Raw genomic sequence first — 18,466 nt, 5'->3', positions numbered from 1 at the left:
CCCCGAGGGGCAGTGTTCACGTCTCGTCCCTGTCGATCGTCTCACCTGACGAGGGCGGGTTTCTTGGGGTCGAAGGTCCAACCCGGAATGAGGTACTGCATACCGATCGCGTCATCACGGGCCCCCGAACCTGCGACCTTCTCCCGATACAGCTCGTGAGCGGCCCGGATCTGGTCCATGTCCGGCTCGACGCCGAGCCCGGGCCGGTCGGGTATCGTCACCTGCCCGTCGACGATGACCGGTGGTTCCTTCGTCAGCCGTTCCAACCCTTCCTGCCAGATCCAGTGCGTGTCGAGTGCGTTGTACTCCCCCGGCGCCGCCGCGCCGCAGTGACTGATCATGGCCAGTGAGATGTCGAAGTGGTTGTTCGAGTGACAGCCCCATGTCAACCCCATGTCGTGACACAACTGCGCCACTCGCACCGAACCCTGCATCGTCCAGAAGTGCGGGTCCGCCAGCGGGATCGACACCGCCTGGAGGGCTATCGAGTGGGTCATCTGGCGCCAGTCCGTGTCGACCATGTTCGTCGCGGTGGGCAGGCCGGTCGCCCGGCGGAACTCCGCGAGGATCTCGCGTCCGGAGAAGCCGTCCTCGGCGCCGCAGGGATCCTCGGCGTAGGCGAGCACCCCGACCTTGTCCCGGCACAGTGCGATCGCCTCGTCGAGCGACCACGCGCCGTTGGGGTCCAGGGTGATGCGCGCCTGCGGGAAGCGCTCCTTGAGGGCGAGCACCGCCTTCATCTCCTCCTCGCCGGGCAGCACGCCGCCCTTGAGCTTGAAGTCGTGGAAGCCGTACAGCTCGTGGGTGGCCTCGGCCATGCGGACGATGGCCTCGGGGGTCAGCGCCTCCTCGTGGCGGATGCGGTACCACTCGACCGGGGAGTCCTTCTCGCGGGCGTACTCCAGGTCCGTCTTGTCCGGGTCGGCCACGTAGAAGAGATAGCCGAGGGTCCTGACCCGGTCGCGGACCTGGCCGTCTCCCAGGAGGGCCGCGACGGGCACGCCGACGAACTGGCCGAAGAGGTCGAGCAGGGCCGCCTCGACCGCCGTCACCGCATGCACGGTGGTCCGCAGGTCGAAGGTCTGCAGGCCCCGCCCCCCGGCGTCGCGGTCGGCGAAGGTCGCCTGGATCTGCGTGAGAATGTTCTTGTACTGGCTGAGCGGCCTGCCCAGCACGATCGGTTTGGCGTCCTCGATGGTCTGCGTGATCTTCTCACCGCCCGGCACCTCACCGACACCCACGTTCCCGGAGGAGTCCTCGATGATGACGACGTTCCGGGTGAAGTAGGGGCCGTGCGCGCCGGAGAGGTTGAGTTCCATGCAGTCGCGTCCGGCGACGGGGAAGACGTCGATTCTGGCTACCGTGGGAACGGTCATCGGATGTCCTTTCTGGTTTCACGAGCCCGTCTGGGCCGACGGTGTCTCACCTGACGAGAGCGGGTTTTTTGGGGTCGAAGGTCCAACCCGGAATGAGGTACTGCATACCGATCGCGTCATCACGGGCCCCCGAACCTGCGACCTTCTCCCGATACAGCTCGTGAGCGGCCCGGATCTGGTCCATGTCCGGCTCGACGCCGAGCCCGGGCCGGTCGGGGACGCGCACCGTGCCATTGGTGATGAGTGGAGGGGAGACGGTGAGTCGCTCGACGCCCTCCTGCCAGATCCAGTGCGTGTCGAGGGCGTTGTACTCCCCCGGCGCCGCCGCGCCGCACTGGACAGCCATGGCCAGTGAGATGTCGAAGTGGTTGTTCGAGTGACAGCCCCACGTCAACCCCATGTCGTGACACAACTGCGCCACCCGAACCGAGCCCTGCATCGTCCAGAAGTGCGGGTCCGCCAACGGGATCGACACGGCCTGCAGCAGCAGGGTCGAGGCCATCTCGCGCCAGGTCGTGGCGACCATGTTCGTCGCGGTGGGCATGCCGGTCAGGCGACGGAACTCGCCCAGGGTCTCCCGACTGGAGAAACCGCCCTCGGCGCCGCAGGGATCCTCGGCGTAGGCGAGCACGCCGAGCAGCGGCTTGCACAGCTCGACGGCCTGGTCCAGTGACCAGCAGCCGTTGGGATCGAGGGTGATGCGCGCCTGCGGGAAACGCTCCTTGAGCCTCTTGGCGGCCTCGATCTCCTGTTCCGGTTCCAGTACCCCGCCCTTGAGCTTGAAGTCCTGGAAACCGTACTTCTCCTGCGCCGCCTCGGCCTGCCGGATGATGGCCTCCGGGGTCAGCGCCTCCTCGCGGCGCAGCCGGTACCACGAACAGTCGCCGTCGTCCTCACGCAGGTAGTCCAGATCGGTCCGGCCGGGATCGGCGACGAAGAAGAGATAGCCGAGGACGCGAACCTCGTCGCGTTGCTGCCCGTCGCCGAGCAGCTCGGCCACGGGCAGGCCGGTGAACTGGCCGAAGAGGTCGAGCAGGGCCGTCTCGATCGCCGTCACGGCGTGGATCGCCGTGCGTTCGAAGGTCCAGAAGATGTTGGCGTCGTCGCGCCCTGCCATGGCGCGCGCGACCTCGCGCAGGATCCTCCGGTAGTTCGTGACGGGTTCGCCGACGATGGCGGTGAACCCGTCCCTGATCGCCGTCGTGATGCGTTCGGCGCCCGGGACCTCTCCGACGCCGAGACGGCCCTCGGAGTCGGTGAGGACGACGACGTTGCGGGTGAACCAGGGCTGGTGGGCGCCCGCCAGGTTGAGGAGCATCGAGTCGTGCCCGGCAACCGGATAGACGTCGGCCCTGACGATGGTCGGTGCTGTCATGGTCACTCCCTCCCCGGTCGGATCATGCCTGGATGAAGAGGCTGAGGATCAGACAGCCGGCAAGGCCGAGGATGGCGAGCACCGTCGTGTAGGTGGTGCGCACCTTGAGGGTGTCCTTGACCGACAGGCCGAGGAACTCCTTGAACATCCAGAACCCGGGGTCGTTGAGGTGGGAGGCGATGACGGAGCCGCACGCCGTCGCCAGCACCATGAGCTCCGGGCTGACGGCGCCAGAAGCCACCAGGGGCTGGGCGATGCCGGCCGCCGCCACCACGGCCACCGACGCCGAGCCGAGGGCGATGCGCATGAGGGCCGCGATCGCCCAGGCGAGGATGATCGGGGAGACGTCCCATCCGCCCGTCAGCTCGATGATGTAGTCGGAGATGCCGCCGGCCTGGAGGACCTGCTTGAAGGCGCCGCCCGCGCCGATGATGAAGATGATCATCGCAATGGACTTGATGGAGGAGCTGCACGAACTCATGAGCGTGTCCATCGGCACCCTGCGCACCAGCGCGAAGTAGCAGATCGCGACGAGCAGCCCGATGAGGAGGGCGACCGGGGCGTCACCGATGGCGGCGAAGATCTGCGTGACGACGTGTTCCTCGCCGAAAGCCAGCTCGAAGATGGCCGATCCGGCGATGAGGAGGATGGGCAGTGCCGTGATGCCGAGCGAGACCCCGAAGCTCGGCATGGTCTCGTCGGTGAACTCCTTCTCGCTCACGAGCCCCTCGGGGGCGGTCGCGGTGACATTGCGGACGAAACTGAGCCGGGGCCAGACGAGGGCGACCGCGAGGCCGACGGGCAGGGCGATGATGAGCCCGAAGAGCAGGGTCTTGCCGATCGAGGCCTCGTAGATGCCAGCCACCGCGGTGGGTCCGGGGTGTGGCGGCAGGAAGGAGTGCATCGAGGACAGTGCGATCGCCAGCGGCATGGCCAGCCACATGATCGGCAGTTTCTGCTGCCGGGCGACGGCGAAGACGATCGGGATGAGGATGATCCACGCGGTCTCCCAGAACAGGACGACGCCGACGAGGAAGGCCACGATGACGATGGCCAGCTGGGCGCGTTTCACGCCGAAGGCACGGATGAGCGTGGTGGCGAGCCGGTTCGCGGCGCCCATGTCGGCCATGAGGACCCCGAGCATCGCGCCGAAGCCGAGGATGAGTATGAGGTCATCGACCTGCCCGCCGACACCGTCGACGACTGAACTCATCACCGTGACCTCATCGCTGTCACCGCTGATGAAGGGCAGCCCCTGCAGGAGGCCGACCACGACGGCGACGAGGATGAGTGAGATGAAGCCGTTGAGCTTGAAGACGAGCATGAGCAGCAGCAAGAGCGCTATGCCAACGGCGAGAATGACCAGGGGCATGGGGTCCTCCCTACGATGAGCCGGAGGCGCGGCAGGCTGCACTGCGTCCCGCGAGGCATCCGGCGATGCAGTTCTGCGGTTGTGAGCAGGGCCGTGTGAGGCCGGTCAGCGGGCGGTGACGGCAAGGACCGCCGTGCGCAGCGGCTCGCGGTACTGTTCGTCGAGTTCCCGGGCCGGGGCGAAGCAGAACCCGGCCTCGACGCCCGCGTACCGCAGGCCCTCCTTGAGAACGACCGGGAAGGTCGCCTTGTCGACAAGATTGCGCAACGGGGAGAGCTGCTCCTGCAGCTCGAGTGCGCGAGCCCGGTCACCGGCCACGAAGCTGTTGTACAGATCGGAGAGCAGCCGTGGCGCGATGTTCGCCGTGGAGGCGATCGCCCCGTCGGCGCCCATGGCCAGGGCGGGATAGATGAGGGTGTCACGGCCCATGAGGACGGTGAAGTCCTCGGGCACCTCCCGGATGTAGTCGGCGGTGAGGGTCATGTTGCCGGCCGAGTCCTTGATCCCGATGATGTTGTCGACCTCGGCGAGTTCGAGGACGGTGCCGAGCGCCACGGGCACCTGGGTGCGCCCGGGATTCGAGTAGACGAGGATCGGCAGGTCCGTCTCGGCTGCGATCGCCCGGTAGTGCTCGACGAGCTCCGACTGGGTCGGCGTCATGAAGTATGGGGTGAGGACGGACAGGGCCTGCACTCCCCCGATGCTCTGGACCATGTGTGCCGTCGCGATGCAGTCACGGGTCGTGATCTCGGAAGCACCTGCGTAGATCGGCACGCGGCCGGCCACGTGCTCGACGGTGATCTCGACAACACGGCGTTTCTGCGCATCGGACAACCCGTAGATCTCCCCTGAAGACCCCAGGACGAAGACCCCGTGCACCCCGTTGGAGATCGTGTAGTCGAGCAGATCCCGCAAGCCCTGCTCCAGAAGCTCACCCTCTCTGTCGAGGGGTGTCACGAGTGCCGGGATGATCCCGTGAGGCCTGAACGACATGGCGGTCTCCCTTCCTGCATCGGCGGTGATGCGTCCATGTGCTGTCGAGCCTAGCTTTTTCGTAGACTTATGTCCACACTCGTAGACATACGTCTTAACTGAAGAACAAACATCGTCCTTTAGGATCACCCTGCGCGACACGCGCATCAAATCGAGAGCCGAGGAGGAATCGGGCTATCGTGTTGGCGCGTCCGGCGCCGCTCAGCCCGCCATACGGCATGGCGAAGAGACGGGAAGGCTTCCGCAGGCGGGCGTCACCGGTGAAAGGATTCCCCATGACGAGCATTCACGACGCGGCAGGTGGTGTGCGCGACGTGAAGTCCGCTGGCCGGGCCATCGAACTTCTCGAATTCCTTGCAGACCGCCAGGCGAACCCACCCCGGCTGAACGAGATGGCGCAGGCATTGGGCGCCCCGAGGTCGTCGGTGTACGCGATCCTCAAGACACTTCAGGCCCGTGGCTGGGTTCAGGCCGACGGTTCCGAGGGATACTCCCTCGGCATCAGGGCCCTCATCACCGGTACCTCGTACATTGACGCCGATCCCCATGTGAGGATTGTCAGGCCGCTCCTGACGGACCTGGCCACCCAGTTCGACGAGACCTTCCATCTGGGACGAATCGATGCCGACAAGATCGTCTACCTCGTCACTCAGGAATCCCGTCAGGACATCCGCCCCTACTCACGTGTGGGACGGCGCATGCCGGCCACCGCGACAGGGCTTGGCAAGGCAGTTCTCGCCGAACGCCCTGACCTTGTCCCCTCCTCCTTCGAGCAGCTCACGCCCCGCTCCATTACAGACCCAGGGGTCTTCGAGGCCGAGATGAGGGCGACTCGCCGGCGCGGTTACGCCACCGACAACGAGGAGAGCACGACCGGCCTGCGGTGCATCGCGCTGGCCCTGCCGTACACCGAGCCCGTGACCGATGCGATCTCGTGCTCGATCCCCGCATCGCGCTGGACCCAGCAGCAGGAGGACGAGATCGTCGCCGCGATGCGGGTCGCCGTCGAGCGGGCCGTCATCCAGGCCCCGCTGCGCTCCTGAACCTGAACCCGACGCCGGCTCGCATACCGGGATGGTGATCCGATCTCACCACCCCCTGGCCGGCCTCCGTGCGGTTCGACTGTTTCCGGTGTGACCTCGGGCATCGTGACAGCTTCTGCCCCTTGCCGACGACGGAGCCGCTCCACCGATCCTGTGAGCGGACGTCCCCTTGTGAGACGATTCCTGCATGGGAGATTGGTGGATCGTCCTGCAATGGGCGGGCATGCTCGGCGGCGTAGCATCGGCGGGCGTCGCGGTGTGGCTGGCACTGAAGAACCGCCGCCGGGTCCGGGTCCACTGGTCGCCGGCTCTCTGCACGATCGACCCGGGTACCGAGGCAGAGATCACGCAGCTACGCAGCGGGCACCCGGCGATCGCCCCGTGGGACATTGAGCTCACTCACGTCGGCAAGGGGGTCGCCTACAACGTGGCGATCGAACTCGACGGGAGACCGGTGGAGATCGTCTCTGACGACGGCAGGGCCTTGCGTCCTCGCACCCCGTTGAGAAAAGCGGTCATGGCGGGGACCCGCCTCAGGGCAACAGCCCCGCGCGGGACCGGGCCGGGCCCGGAGCACGAGATCCGGGTTGAGTGGACCGAGAGCACGCGACCGGGCCATCGGCTGACCACGACGTTTCTCCTTGTCAGGAACGGATCCGAACCACTCCCCCCGGAGGCGGATCCCGGGTGACGAGCCCGCCGGAGGACCAGGTGTCCGCGGCTCTCCGCGACAACGTTCCGAGGTGCCGGCGTTGTGGAGCATGCGATGCCCTCACGCTCGCCGGGCGGGCAGAGACCGTTCGGCACAGAGCACGGCAGGGTCCTCCTCGACCAGGGCCCGAGCATGGCCCGGCCCGAGCATGGCCCGGCCGGCCATGACCCAGTGGCACCGTGGGATGCGTTCGGTCGTTCAGACGAATCAGGGACCCTGGGCGAGGTGCCCGGAGTCCCTGTGATCTCTCGTGGCTCCCCCGACTGGACTCGAACCAGTAACCCTCTGATTAACAGTCAGATGCTCTGCCAATTGAGCTACAGGGGATCAATAGCCGCCTCCCGCCGAAGCGCTCAGCGCGTGAAGGAACGTTACCAGTCTCCACCCGGAAACAAAAATCGGGGCTGCCGCCCGGCCCCGGGCCTCACAGGCCGTACTCGTCGGCCAGGCGTTCGCTCTGGCTGACGATGAACTCCTGCACCGCAGGCTCGTCCATGGCGGCCCTGCCAGATGGCTGGGCCATCCAGGTGACCTCGCCCGTCCCGGCCGGGTTCCGTCGCCCGATGAGCACCACCGATCCCCCACCTGGAAGCTCGAGTTTCTCCTGCACGAGCACTGACGCCTGCACACGTTCCAGGAAGGCGCCGGGCAGCTGTCCCGCCTCGGTCAGCACCGCCGAGTGCTCGGTGCCGTCGATGAGTGTCCAGCTCAGGCGATCGTCGTCGCCATCCCACGAGCCGTGCTGGATGTGCTGCCAGCCGACCTGACCCCACTGTCCCTCGCGCCGGACGGCGAGAACGTCGCCGAGGGCGACCACGAGGACCCCCTCGCCGCGGCCGGCCGCGATGACGTGAGGGGCACTGCCCCGCAGCGCGCGCAGTTCACGCAGCTCCTCGCGTCCAGGTGTGCTGGTGTGTCCGATCGTTCGCATGCTTCCATTGTCGCTGCTGCGGCTGCCCGGCCCGGTCAGGCGATCATCGCCTGGGTGGCGAGCCGGCGTCCCCGCTCCAGTGCCCGCCGTTTGGTGCGCGCCACACTGGCCACGCTGACACCCATGCTGGAACTCATCTGGGCGAGCGTCCTGGGCCCGCGACCGTCCAGGCCGAAGGTCATGACGAGGACGCGTCTCTCGTCACCGGGCAGCGACCAGATCCACTCGATGTCGGTGTCCTGCTCGTCGTGGTGGCAGGTGCCGGGAACCTCGCCGAGATCCGGACTGCTCGTCCACAGGGAACTCAGCCGCACCGGCTCGCCGCGCCCGTCATCCGTTCCGGCCACGGCCAGTCGCCTCATGAGCGAACGGCCGCACATGCCGGCGCTGTGCTGCTGGGCACCGAGGGCGCCGACCCGCTGGGAGATGATGAGCCAGGCCAGTGTGCTGAAGCGCGTGCCACGCCGCCAGTCCCACCGGTGGATGGCCTCGACGAGGGCCGCGGTGCCCTCGGCGATGAGCTCGTCCAGTTCGGCGACTCCAGGTTTGTCCCACTTGCGGGCGATACGGCGCACCATGGCCGCATTGGCCCGGCAGAAGACGAGGAAGGCCTGTTCACCCTGCTCGGCGATCAGGCTCAGTTCCGTGGCGTCGACCCCGGCGGTCCACAAGCCCCGGTCCAGGCAGTGCCGGGCGTACTGCCCGGCCTCGATGGCCTTGGCCAGGGCGATCTCCTGTTCGGCGCTGAGCCGGTTCGGTTCGTTTCTGATGACGTCGATGGCATCCATGCCCTCAGCCTCCCGGCAGGCTCGCGGCCGGCACCAGAGCTGTGGACGCCGGGAAACGGACAACACTGGTTTCTGTGGAGAACCGGCCGTGACACCCGTCGTGTGTCTGGCCGGGACCGGTCATTCCAGGAAGCCGATGCTGTCCTGGGCGAGCCGCTTGCGCTCGACCTCCAGGGCCAGCAGTGTGGTGAACATGTCGGCGTGCTCGGCCTGATCGGTCACCGGGTTGGTGCGCTGAAGACGTGACTTCAGGTCGTCGATGCGCCGCATCACCGTGAGCATACGCAGCTTCGACGTGTAGGCGGCGGCGTACCGCTCGGTCGGTTCCTCGCTCAGCAGCGGCTCCACGAGCAGGGCCACCTCGAGCTGACGGGCGGTGGGGTCGGCGGTGGCCGACTGGACCTGCTCGACCCAGCCCTGCGGCTGGTAGCCGGTCTCGGCGATGGCCTCGAAGACGGCGCGCAGCGCGGGATGGGTGAAGTCGTCTGCGCCCACGCCGTTCCAGGCCGTGTCGAACAGGGTCGGTCGTTGCAGCATGAGTTTGAGGGTGCCGCGTTCGACGTCCAGCCGATGATCCCGCGGGTCCGGCCAGGGCAGACCGACCTGCTGGCGCGTCGGGCCGGGACCCGGCTCGACGATGCGGTCCGGCGCCCGCTCGGGTTCGGGCCGGCGGGGCCGGCGGCGACGCTCATCGCTGATGATCCTGCGCACCTCACCAGGGTCCATGCCGACCAGGCGGGCCAGCTCACGGACGTACTCGTTGACCAGCGAGGAGTCACGGACCGAGGCGATCATCCCCGAGGCGGCGCGCACCGCCTCGACCCGGCCATCGGCCCGGTCGAGATCGTAGCCGGCGATCGTATGGGCCATGACGTACAGGTAGAGGGGCTCACGGCGCCCGATGAGTTCACGCACCGCGGCATCGCCCTGTGCCATGCGCAGATCGCACGGGTCGAGCCCGCTCGGCTCGACCGCCACATAGGTCTGCGAGGTGAAGGAGCGGTCGAGCTTGTAGACCTTCAGCGCGGCCGCCTGACCGGCCCGGTCTCCGTCGAAGGTGAAGACGATCTCGCCGCGGGTCACGTCCGAGCTGCCCATGAGACGCTGCAGCAGGCGGGCGTGGTCCTCCCCGAAGGCGGTACCGCAGACGGCGACCGCCGTGTCGACGCCGGCCAGGTGGGCACTCATCACGTCGGTGTAGCCCTCCATGACGACGGCCTGCTGCTTCTTGCCGATGTTCTGGCGGGCCAGGTCGAGCCCGTACAGGACGTGCGACTTCTTGTAGACGGGCGTCTCGGGGGTGTTGATGTACTTGGCGGGCAGTCGGTCGTCGTCGTAGAGGCGCCGTGCGCCGAAGCCGAGCACCGAGCGGCCCGAGTCCTTGATGGGCCAGATGACCCGGCCCTGGAAGTAGTCCCAGCCGCCGCGTTCGCGGATGAGTCCGGCGCGGACGAGCTCGTCGTCACCGAAACCCGCCTTGGCCAGGTGACGGTGCAGGGCCCGGCCGTCCTTGGGGGCATAGCCGACGCCGAACTTCTCAGCCGCGGCCCGGTCGAAGCCGCGGCCGTCGAGCATCCGCCGGGCCTCGATGGCCTCCGGGCCGGCCAGCTGGGCGGCGTAGAAGTCGGCGGCGAGCTGGTTGGCCTCCATGATGCGTACCCGCTGCCCGGGCGGCGTCGAGGGGCGGCCGTCGTCGACGATGCGCAGCTGCACCCCGGTCCTGTCGGCCAGGGCCTGGACGGCCTCGGTGAAGGAGAGATTGTCGATCTTCTGCATGAAGGTGATGACGTCGCCGCCCTCGCCGCAGCCGAAGCAGTAGAACAGGCCGCGTGCGGGCGTCACCTGGAAGCTCGGGGTCTTCTCGTCGTGGAAGGGGCACAGCCCCTTGAGCGAACCACCGCCGGCGTTGCGCAGTGTCACATAGGACCCGACGACATCATCGATCCGGGCACGCTCCCTGACCAGGGCGATGTCCTCGTCGTTGATGCGTCCGGCCATGTCCGAATTCTATGCACCCGGCTCGGCGGCCGACCGGCTCAGCCGCGGCCCTCGGTGACGGCGACCATGCGCAGTGCCGCGGCAGTCGCCTCGTAACCGTGGTCCTTCGCCGACCCGGGCAGTCCTGCCCGGTCCCACGCCTGATCGGCGTTCTCGCAGGTCAGCAGGCTGAAACCGACTGGTTTGCCGCTGTCCAGGCTGACCCTGGTGAGCCCGGCGGTGGCGGCGTCGCAGACGTAGTCGAAGTGCGGGGTGCCGCCGCGCACGACAACGCCCAGGGCGATGACGGCGTCGTGGTCACGCAGGGCGGCCTGAGCGCCCAGCGGCAGCTCGAAGCTTCCGGGCACCCGGATGACGTCGGGCGTGATGGCGGCATCGGCGCAGGCGCGGGTCGCGCCGGCGATGAGGCCGTCCATGATCTCGGCGTACCAGCTGGCCGCGACGATGGCGACGCTCACCGGGCTGCCGTCGCCGCGGCGTCCCGCCTGAGCGGTGAGGGTGGTTGGTTCGATGGCGTTGGCGGGGGCATCGCCGGTCTCGGCCATGGTCTTTTCTCCTTCAGTCCAGGTCCAGCAGGTGATTCATGCGGTCACGCTTGGTCCGCAGATAGCAGATGTTCTCGGGCCGGGCACGCACCTGGTCGGGTTCCAGAGCGGACACCTCGATGCCGGCGGCACGCAGTCCGGCTGCCTTGAGCGGGTTGTTGGTGAGCAGACGAACACGGGTCATGCCCAACCCTCGCAGGATCGTGGCCGCCGACTCGTAGCTGCGCGCCTCCGCAGGCAGCCCGAGCATCTCGTTGGCGGCCACCGTGTCAAGGCCCTGCTCCTGCAGCCGGTAGGCACGGAGCTTGTTGAACAGTCCGATGCCCCGCCCCTCCTGGTCGCGCAGGTAGACGATGGCTCCCCCGGACTCGGCGACCATGCGCATGGCGAGGTGAAGCTGCTCACCGCAGTCACAGCGGTGCGAGCCGAGCACGTCACCGGTGAGGCACTCCGAGTGCACACGCACCAGCGGAATACCAGACTCGGGCACCGGCACGACCAGGCTCATGTGTTCCACACCGTCGATCCGCCAGCACTGAGCGGTGAAGGAACCCCACTCGGTCGGCAGGGCGACGGGTTCGGTTCGCTCCACGAACGGTGCTGTCCCGGTCGCGACAGCACCGTTCGTGACGTGCCGGACAGGCGGGGTGCTCACTCGTGGTCCCCGGTGGGAGCGAAGACCATGAGCCGGTTCACGTACTTGGCGAAGACGTCGGTCTCGATGTTCACCAGGTCTCCCTCGGTCAGACGACCGAGACGGGTCTCGGTGAGCGTGGTGGGGATCAGGCCGGTCTCGAACCAGCTCTGCGCGGCGCCGGGTTCGCTGACGGCGGTGACGGTGAGCGAGACACCATCGACCGCGATGGCGCCCTTCTCCGCGATCTGCGGGGCCAGGCGGGTCGGAACGCTGACGCGCAGCGTCGTCCACCTGCCCTGCGGGGTGATGGACAGCACCCGGCCGGCGGCGTCCACGTGGCCCTGCACGATGTGGCCGTCGAGACGCCCGTCGGCGGGCACGCAACGTTCGAGGTTGACGACGTCCCCGGTCGCGATCTGGCCGAGGCTGGTGCGGTCCATGGTCTCGCCCATGAGTTCGGCGACGAACATGCCGGGGTGAGCGGGATCGTCGATCGAGGTCAGGCAGACTCCGTTGACGGCCAGTGATCCCCCGATGGCGAGATCGTCGGCGACGCCGTGCGCATCGACGACCAGACGCGTGATGCCCGGGGCGGTTCCGGGAGCGAGTTCGACGACGGTTCCCAGTCCATTCACGATTCCGGTGAACATTCTTCTCCTCAATGGGTCGGTACTCGTTCCGGCCGGTGCGTGGACGGCCGGAGAGTGATTTCGAGACTGTCGCCGAGGGTGCGGACGGGCCCGTCCAGCTGCCACCTGATGGCCTCGCTCAGTGTGCCGACGCTCAGCGTGCGAGTGGATCCGAGGCCGGGGCCCAGCATGAGGGGGGCCTGGTGGACGACGAGGGTGTCCACCAGGTCGGCGGCGATGAAGGCGGCGGTGACCGCCGGACCGCCCTCGACGAGGACATGGCCGATGCCCTCGGCGGCCAGTTCGGCGAGCACCTGGGCGGGGTCGTGGCTGGCGATCCGGGTCCAGCGGCCGTCGCGCAGCGCAGCACCGTCGGGTACCGGGCGCATGCCCATGACGACGTGCAGGGGCTGCTGGCCGAGCGGGTCCCCGTTCCGGTCGCGGGCGGTGAGCCTGGGGTCGTCGGCGAGCACCGTTCCGGTGCCGACGAGGATGGCGTCCGCCCGTGCGCGCAGGTCATGGCCGCACTGGCGCGCCTGGTCGCTGGTGATCCACTGGCTCGTGCCGTCCGCCGCCGCCGCACACCCGTCGAGGCTCTGGGCGATCTTGGCCGTCACGTACGGCCGGCCCTGCCTCGCGGCGAGCAGCCACCGCTCGTTGAGTTCACGTGCGGGCTCGGCCATGAGTCCCTCGACGGTCTCCACTCCGGCGGCCCGGAGCCTGGCGGCACCACCCGAGGCGATGGTGTGCGGGTCGGCCGTGGCGTAGACGACACGTGAGATCCCGGCGTCGATGAGGGCCTGGGAGCAGGGGCCGGTGCGTCCGGTGTGGTCGCAGGGTTCGAGGGTGACGACCATGGTGGCACCGCGCACGTCCTGCCCGCTCTCCTGGGCTGCGCGCAGCGCGTCGGTCTCGGCGTGCGGGGTGCCCGCTCCCCTGTGGTGGCCGACGGCGATGATCCGGTTCTGGTCGACGATGGTGGCCCCGACGAGCGGATTGGCGCCCCGGACGCCCTGCCTGGCGACGTCGAGGGCCACTGCCATGGCCTGCGCCTCGAGCGGCGTGTGGGGCTGTTCCGCCTGCACGCCGCCCCAGTCCGACTGTGAACTCATCTGCCCCTCCGGCATCCTTGCCCGGGGCCATGAGCGAGCGCTCTCGGACGACCGGCTGGTGCGCGGCCCGTCCCCCGTCAGGCGCCTGTGCGGCCTGCCGAGTGATCACCACTCATGTCATGTACCTTCCATCCAGACTCTGACTGTCGGTTCTGGGGTTCCACCAGATCAACCGGCCGGGGGGCCGGGTCGCGGACTGTCACCGCCGGTACGGGTTTCCACCGTCCCCGGGACATGACAGAGTCAGTATGCCACGTCCGCGACCGCCGCGGAGCCTTCTCGGCGGCAGAGGCCGAAGTGAGTACCAGGAGTTGATCGCCTCCTGGCTGATCGAGGCCGCGGCAAGGTCCCAGCTGTGGACCAGCTCGGCGGCGGTCCGCAGTGCCAGACAGCCCCGCCAGGATCTCGTCCTGGTGGAGAATACTGGTGTGTCCATTGACCCCAGCCCGCGACTGGCCGTCGCGCTTGTGCTGCTTGTCGCACTGACAATGCTCGCCGCGTGGGGCGGCCGCTTCAGTCTCCTGAAATCCGTGCCCTGGGCCGCCGCGCGTGCCATCATCCAACTGTTCGCCGTTTCGTTCATCGTCGTGGCGGCCGTCACGAGGCTGTGGGCCGCCGCACTGTTCGTCACCGCAATGTTCGCGGTCGCCGTATGGACGACGACGGGCCGGATCGGCACCCGGCGGGTCTGGGCCTGGTCAGCGCTGACGATCGCCGCAGGTGTGCTTCCGGTCTTGGCGATCATCTTCGCGACCGGCGCCGCACCGCTCAACGGGGCCTCGCTCGTGCCGATCGGCTCGATCATCATCGGCAATGCGATGAGCGCCCATACGCTGAGCGGACGGCGGCTCTTCGCGGCCCTGCGCGGGGGACAGGACGTCTTCGAGGCCGCCCTGTCGCTCGGCTTCACACGGTCGGGTGCGATCGGGATCATCGTGCGCCCTATTGCGGGCGAGTCCCTCGTCCCGACGCTCGACAAGACACGAACGGCGGGTCTGGTGACGCTGCCGGGCGCCTTCATCGGTGTTCTGCAAGGCACTGCACGCCTGAGCGGCCGACCGAGCGGGGGCGCATCTGCGCCGCCCGGGTTCTGGCCCCTCAGGCCCCGTGCCCCACGCCGCGTGGCAACCGCGCCGGGTCCCAGCCGAGCAGGCGTTCGGCGCAGTCGAAGGCGAAGCGGTCGGTCATGCCCGCAACATAGGTGACGGCGCTGCGGGTCAGATTGTCATGGTCGCAGTACTCGGCCGGCAGGTCTGCCGGGTGGCTGAGATAGTACGAGACGAGCTGCTGCAGCACCTCGATCATCGCGTGCGACTGTGCCAGTGACTCGGGCCGGGTGTAGATCCGCTCATAGTTGAACCTGCGCAAGGCGGCCAGCGCCCCTGCCGTGCGGGCATCCATGCCGACGGCGCCGGTGCGTGTGGTGGTGGCGATGACGGCCCTGATGAGCGCCGCCAGCTGCTCGCGCAGTGACAGACCGATGATGTCGACGACCCCGCCCGGCACATCGCAGGGATCGACGATGCCGGCCCGGATGGCGTCCTCGAGGTCGTGAGCGCAGTACGCGATGCGATCGGCCCAGCTGACGAGCTCGCCCTCGACGGTGAACGGGGCCGGCCTCGACCACGAGTGGTTGGCGATGCCGTCACGTGTCTCGGCGCACAGGTTCAGGCCGGCCAAGGCCACCTCGGCGCCCCAGGGGCCGTGGTCGAAGCCCTCGGGCAGGAACGCGTCGAAGGCTTCCTCGGAGGCGTGGCCGCCCGGGCCGTGACCGCAGTCGTGACCGAGTGCGATGGCCTCGGTCAGTGCCACGTTGGCGCCGATGCCACGGGCGATGGAGGTGGCCACCTGGTAGACCTCGATGGCATGCGTCAGGCGGGTTCGCTGGTGGTCGGTCGGGTAGACGACGACCTGTGTCTTGCCGGCCAGGCGCCGGAAGCTGGTGGAGTGGACGATCCGGTCGTGGTCCCGTTCGAAGCAGGTGCGTTCGGTGTCGGGTTCTTCCGCGCGCAGCCGGTTGCCGGCGCCATGGGATCGTGCGGCTCCCTCGCGGAGGGTGCGGGCCTCGAGTTCCTCACGGGCCAGGCGCCCGACGGGTTCCCCGCGGCCGATGAGCAGGTGCGAGTCCCGGTGCGGACGCACGATGCCGTCGCCACCGACCTCGTGCTCATGACCGCTCATGGTGCGAGCCCACGCCCTGGACCGTGCCGTGACCACCAGCCCATGGCCGTCCGGGTCCTGCTGACCGCTGTCACTGCTGCTCGTCATGGTCACCAGTATGGCGGTGGGTACCGACACAGGAGCAGGGCGGTCAGCTCAGTCTGCCGGAGTATCCCAGTTCGGCGTCGGACAGATCGAGGTCGCGTCCGTCACGGTCGTCCAGCCAGCCGGTCGGCATGACGACCTTGCGGCGCACCGCGCCCTGGCGTCCGCGCGGCCGGCCCAGGACACCGGAGGGATAGGGGCAGTCGGCTCCGGCCTTGTCGACGAGGACGGCGAGCAGTTCGTCGAGGCGCTCGAACGAATCGATCATGCCGAGTGCCTGGCGCAACTCACCGCCCACCGGGAAACCCTTGAAATACCAGGCCATGTGCTTGCGCAGGTCCGTCAGGCCGTGCCGCTCGCCCATCTGGCGGGCCAGCAGCTCGCCGTGCCGGCGCACGGTCCGGCATATCTCGCCGAGGGTGGGCAGGGTCAGGCGCTCACCACCGGACATCGCTGCGGCCAGATCCGCGAACAGCCACGGGCGTCCGAGGCAGCCGCGGCCGACCTCGACGGCTGCGCAGCCGGTGCGCTCCATCATGGCCAGCGCATCGTCTGCCTCCCAGATGTCGCCGTTGCCAAGCACCGGGATGTCGACCTCGCGCACCAGCTCGGCGATGACGTCCCAGTGGGCGTGGCCCGAGTAGGCCTCCTCGACGGTGCGGGCGTGCAGGCAGATCGCCGCAGCACCCGCATCCTGGGCGATCCGGGCGACGTCACGCCACGTGGTGTGGCTCTCGTCGATGCCGATCCGGGTCTTGACGGTCACCGGCACACCGTGACGGTCGCCGGCCCGAACGGCGGCGGTGACGATCTCACGGACCAGCCCGGTCTTCCAGGGCAGGACTCCCCCACCGCCCTTGCGCGTGACCTTCGGCACCGGGCAGCCGAAGTTCAGGTCGACGTGGTCGGCTCCGTGACGCGTGCACAGCAGCTCCACGGCCCGGGCCACGACGGGCGGGTTCGTGCCATAGGTCTGGACGCTGCGGATCGGTTCCTCGTCGAAGAAGGTGAGCATGGCCCCGGCACGGCGGTCCGAACAAACCAGACCGCGGCTGGTGACCATCTCGCAGATGCACAGCCCTGCCCCCTGTTCCTGGCAGAGCGTGCGGAAGGCGGCGTTGGTGACCCCGGCCATCGGGGCCAGGATGACGGGGGTCGCGATCTCGACGCGACCGCCCGAGGGCGAGGTGAGGACGAGGGGCTTGATGCGTGGCACCGGTCAAGCTTAGGCCTGAGTTGGACTGTCAAGCCCCGGGTTTGGTGGCAGGGGGGATCGTTCCGGGTTTGGTGGAGGCAGTGAATGCACGGAAGGATCACTGTCATGAGTGTACGAAGGAAGTATCCCGAGGAGTTGCGGGAGAGGGCCACCCGGATGGCTGTGGAGGCTCGTCGGGAACCGGAGCGGGCCAGGGGCGCGATCGGAAGGATCGCAGGCGAGTTGGGTGTCCATCCCGAGGCGCTGCGTACCTGGGTCAAGAAGGCCGAGATCGACGGCGGCACCCGGCCGGGAACCACCAGCCAGGACGCCCAACGGATCCGGGAATTGGAGGCCGAGAACCGTGAGCTACGCAGGGCTAATGAGATCCTGCGCAAGGCGAGTGCGTATTTCGCCCTGGCGGAACTCGACCGCCGCTAGAGGTCATCGACTCGTTCATCGATGACGACAAGGCGGACCATGGAGTCGAGCCGATCTGCCAGGTCCTGACCCAGTCAGGAATCAAGGTCGCTCCTTCCGCCTACCGGGACCGCAAGACCAGGCCCCCATCAGAGCGGGCTGTGCGCGATGACGCTTTGAAGACTGAGATCAGCAGGCTCCACGAGGACAACTGCTGGGCGCTGGGGGCTCGTAAGATGCACGCGGTACTGAACCGGCCCGAGGAATCTGAGCGGCACGGGGCCGGACACGTGGCCCGCTGCACCGTGGAGAGGTTGATGCGGGCGATGGGCCTGCACGGCATCGGTCGCGCCACATCACCGCGCACCACACGCAGCGCTCCCAAGGAACAGTGTCCGGCGGACCTCGTCAACAGACACTTCAGCGCGTTCAGACCGAACCAGCTGTGGGTCGCGGACATCACCTACGTGCGTACCTTCTCGGGCTGGGTGCACGTCGCGTTCGTCACCGACGTGTACTCCCGCAGGATCATCGGCTGGCAGACCTCCACCAGCCTGTACACCGACCTGGCCCTGGACGCCCTGCGCATGGGGATCTGGCAGCGCCAACGAGAAGGAGCCGATCTGACCGGCCTGATCCACCACTCCGACCGCGGGGTCCAGTACCGGGCCATCCGCTACGGGCAGGCCCTGTCCGAGGCCGACGCCGTCGCCTCCGTCGGATCAGTGGGAGACTCCTACGACAACGCTCTCACCGAGGCCCTCAACTCCCTCTACAAAGCCGAATTCATCCGCAACCGCCACTACCTCGACGCCCACGGCCCCTGGCAGGGCATCGACGACGTCGAACTCGCCACCGCCGAATGGGTGCACTGGTACAACACGACCCGCCCCCACTCCGCCATAGACATGCACAGCCCCATCGAACACGAACAGGCCTACACCCCACTGGAGTGCTTGGTGTTTTTCGGACAGTGGGTGAAATGATCGTGAGGTAGAATTAGATCATGTCGGCATCGAAATACAGTGCAGAGTTCACCGAACAAGTCGTTCCAGGGGTCGTCCAGAAGTCCAAG

17 protein-coding genes, 1 tRNA gene, 1 riboswitch and 1 other annotated feature are annotated in these 18,466 nt (G+C 68.1%); of the genes, 4 read left to right on the top strand and 14 right to left on the bottom strand.

What is annotated here, in order from left to right:
• Positions 1-41 precede the first annotated feature (41 nt).
• The 4 genes from D9T14_RS02185 to dapA form a co-directional block, all read right to left on the bottom strand.
• Positions 42-1,376 (bottom strand): enolase C-terminal domain-like protein, encoded by a 1,335-nt coding sequence (locus tag D9T14_RS02185; RefSeq protein WP_119160535.1) that lies wholly within the window; start codon positions 1,374-1,376, stop codon positions 42-44.
• A gap of 46 nt (positions 1,377-1,422) precedes the next feature.
• The gene (locus tag D9T14_RS02180; protein ID WP_119160856.1) at positions 1,423-2,751 is read right to left on the bottom strand and encodes an enolase C-terminal domain-like protein; all 1,329 of its coding nucleotides are present in this window, start codon (positions 2,749-2,751) and stop codon (positions 1,423-1,425) included.
• A gap of 22 nt (positions 2,752-2,773) precedes the next feature.
• Positions 2,774-4,123: a gluconate:H+ symporter gene (locus tag D9T14_RS02175; RefSeq protein WP_119160534.1), complete on the bottom strand. Its 1,350-nt coding sequence runs from the start codon at positions 4,121-4,123 to the stop codon at positions 2,774-2,776.
• Positions 4,124-4,228: 105 nt separating this feature from the next.
• Entirely contained in the window at positions 4,229-5,116 is an 888-nt protein-coding gene (gene dapA, locus D9T14_RS02170; protein ID WP_119160533.1) for a 4-hydroxy-tetrahydrodipicolinate synthase, read from the bottom strand.
• Positions 5,117-5,391: 275 nt separating this feature from the next.
• Between dapA and D9T14_RS02165 the strand changes: the two genes are divergently transcribed.
• Positions 5,392-6,159, top strand: coding sequence for an IclR family transcriptional regulator (locus D9T14_RS02165; RefSeq protein WP_119160532.1), 768 nt, complete (start codon positions 5,392-5,394; stop codon positions 6,157-6,159).
• Between the two features lie 187 nt (positions 6,160-6,346).
• A complete protein-coding gene (locus tag D9T14_RS02160; RefSeq protein ID WP_119160531.1) occupies positions 6,347-6,850 on the top strand; it encodes a hypothetical protein in 504 nt (167 codons plus the stop codon).
• A gap of 272 nt (positions 6,851-7,122) precedes the next feature.
• Here D9T14_RS02160 and D9T14_RS02155 read toward each other — a convergent pair.
• The 8 genes from D9T14_RS02155 to ribD all read right to left on the bottom strand — a co-directional run bounded on the left by D9T14_RS02155 (position 7,123) and on the right by ribD (position 13,442).
• Positions 7,123-7,198, bottom strand: a tRNA-Asn gene (locus D9T14_RS02155).
• A gap of 97 nt (positions 7,199-7,295) precedes the next feature.
• Positions 7,296-7,802: a hypothetical protein gene (locus tag D9T14_RS02150; protein ID WP_119160530.1), complete on the bottom strand. Its 507-nt coding sequence runs from the start codon at positions 7,800-7,802 to the stop codon at positions 7,296-7,298.
• Positions 7,803-7,837: 35 nt separating this feature from the next.
• Positions 7,838-8,590: a sigma factor gene (locus D9T14_RS02145; protein WP_119160529.1), complete on the bottom strand. Its 753-nt coding sequence runs from the start codon at positions 8,588-8,590 to the stop codon at positions 7,838-7,840.
• A gap of 120 nt (positions 8,591-8,710) precedes the next feature.
• Positions 8,711-10,588 (bottom strand): DNA primase, encoded by a 1,878-nt coding sequence (gene dnaG, locus D9T14_RS02140; RefSeq protein ID WP_119160528.1) that lies wholly within the window; start codon positions 10,586-10,588, stop codon positions 8,711-8,713.
• A 38-nt stretch (positions 10,589-10,626) separates the two neighbouring features.
• Positions 10,627-11,133, bottom strand: a complete 507-nt coding sequence (gene ribH, locus D9T14_RS02135; RefSeq protein ID WP_119160527.1) for a 6,7-dimethyl-8-ribityllumazine synthase — start codon at positions 11,131-11,133, stop codon at positions 10,627-10,629.
• 13 nt (positions 11,134-11,146) lie between these two features.
• Positions 11,147-11,788 (bottom strand): GTP cyclohydrolase II, encoded by a 642-nt coding sequence (locus D9T14_RS02130; protein WP_119160526.1) that lies wholly within the window; start codon positions 11,786-11,788, stop codon positions 11,147-11,149.
• Complete coding sequence (locus tag D9T14_RS02125) at positions 11,785-12,420, bottom strand: riboflavin synthase (protein ID WP_119160525.1); 636 nt, start codon at positions 12,418-12,420, stop codon at positions 11,785-11,787. Before D9T14_RS02125 ends, D9T14_RS02130 begins: the two co-directional genes overlap by 4 nt.
• A gap of 8 nt (positions 12,421-12,428) precedes the next feature.
• A complete protein-coding gene (ribD, locus tag D9T14_RS02120) occupies positions 12,429-13,442 on the bottom strand; it encodes a bifunctional diaminohydroxyphosphoribosylaminopyrimidine deaminase/5-amino-6-(5-phosphoribosylamino)uracil reductase RibD (protein WP_119160855.1) in 1,014 nt (337 codons plus the stop codon).
• A gap of 184 nt (positions 13,443-13,626) precedes the next feature.
• Positions 13,627-13,751, bottom strand: a riboswitch (FMN riboswitch).
• 188 nt (positions 13,752-13,939) lie between these two features.
• Here ribD and D9T14_RS02115 point away from each other — a divergent pair.
• Positions 13,940-14,716 (top strand): ABC transporter permease, encoded by a 777-nt coding sequence (locus D9T14_RS02115; RefSeq protein ID WP_119160854.1) that lies wholly within the window; start codon positions 13,940-13,942, stop codon positions 14,714-14,716.
• Here D9T14_RS02115 and D9T14_RS02110 read toward each other — a convergent pair.
• Positions 14,610-15,692 carry an HD domain-containing protein gene (locus D9T14_RS02110; RefSeq protein ID WP_232012539.1) on the bottom strand — a complete coding sequence of 361 codons (1,083 nt, stop codon included), beginning with the start codon at positions 15,690-15,692 and terminating at the stop codon, positions 14,610-14,612. The genes D9T14_RS02115 and D9T14_RS02110 overlap by 107 nt on opposite strands.
• Before the next feature lie 130 nt (positions 15,693-15,822).
• Positions 15,823-16,992 (bottom strand): tRNA dihydrouridine synthase DusB, encoded by a 1,170-nt coding sequence (dusB, locus tag D9T14_RS02105; RefSeq protein ID WP_232012269.1) that lies wholly within the window; start codon positions 16,990-16,992, stop codon positions 15,823-15,825.
• A 105-nt stretch (positions 16,993-17,097) separates the two neighbouring features.
• On the opposite strand from dusB, the gene D9T14_RS02095 reads away from it, so the two are divergent.
• Positions 17,098-18,377 (top strand): IS3 family transposase gene (locus D9T14_RS02095; protein WP_374955756.1). Its coding sequence is split into 2 segments (ribosomal slippage): positions 17,098-17,380 and positions 17,380-18,377, totalling 1,281 coding nucleotides; the frame shifts between segments, so codons are not numbered across the junction.
• Positions 17,376-17,507: a sequence feature (AL1L pseudoknot), on the top strand. (Overlaps the previous gene by 132 nt.)
• Positions 18,378-18,466 lie beyond the last annotated feature (89 nt).

Origin of the sequence: Propionibacterium australiense (assembly GCF_003666605.1) — a bacterium.
Classification (GTDB): Bacteria; Actinomycetota; Actinomycetes; order Propionibacteriales; family Propionibacteriaceae; genus Propionibacterium; species Propionibacterium australiense.
The sequence above is the reverse complement of the archived record's forward strand: the minus strand, read 5'-3'. Positions and strand labels throughout refer to the sequence as shown.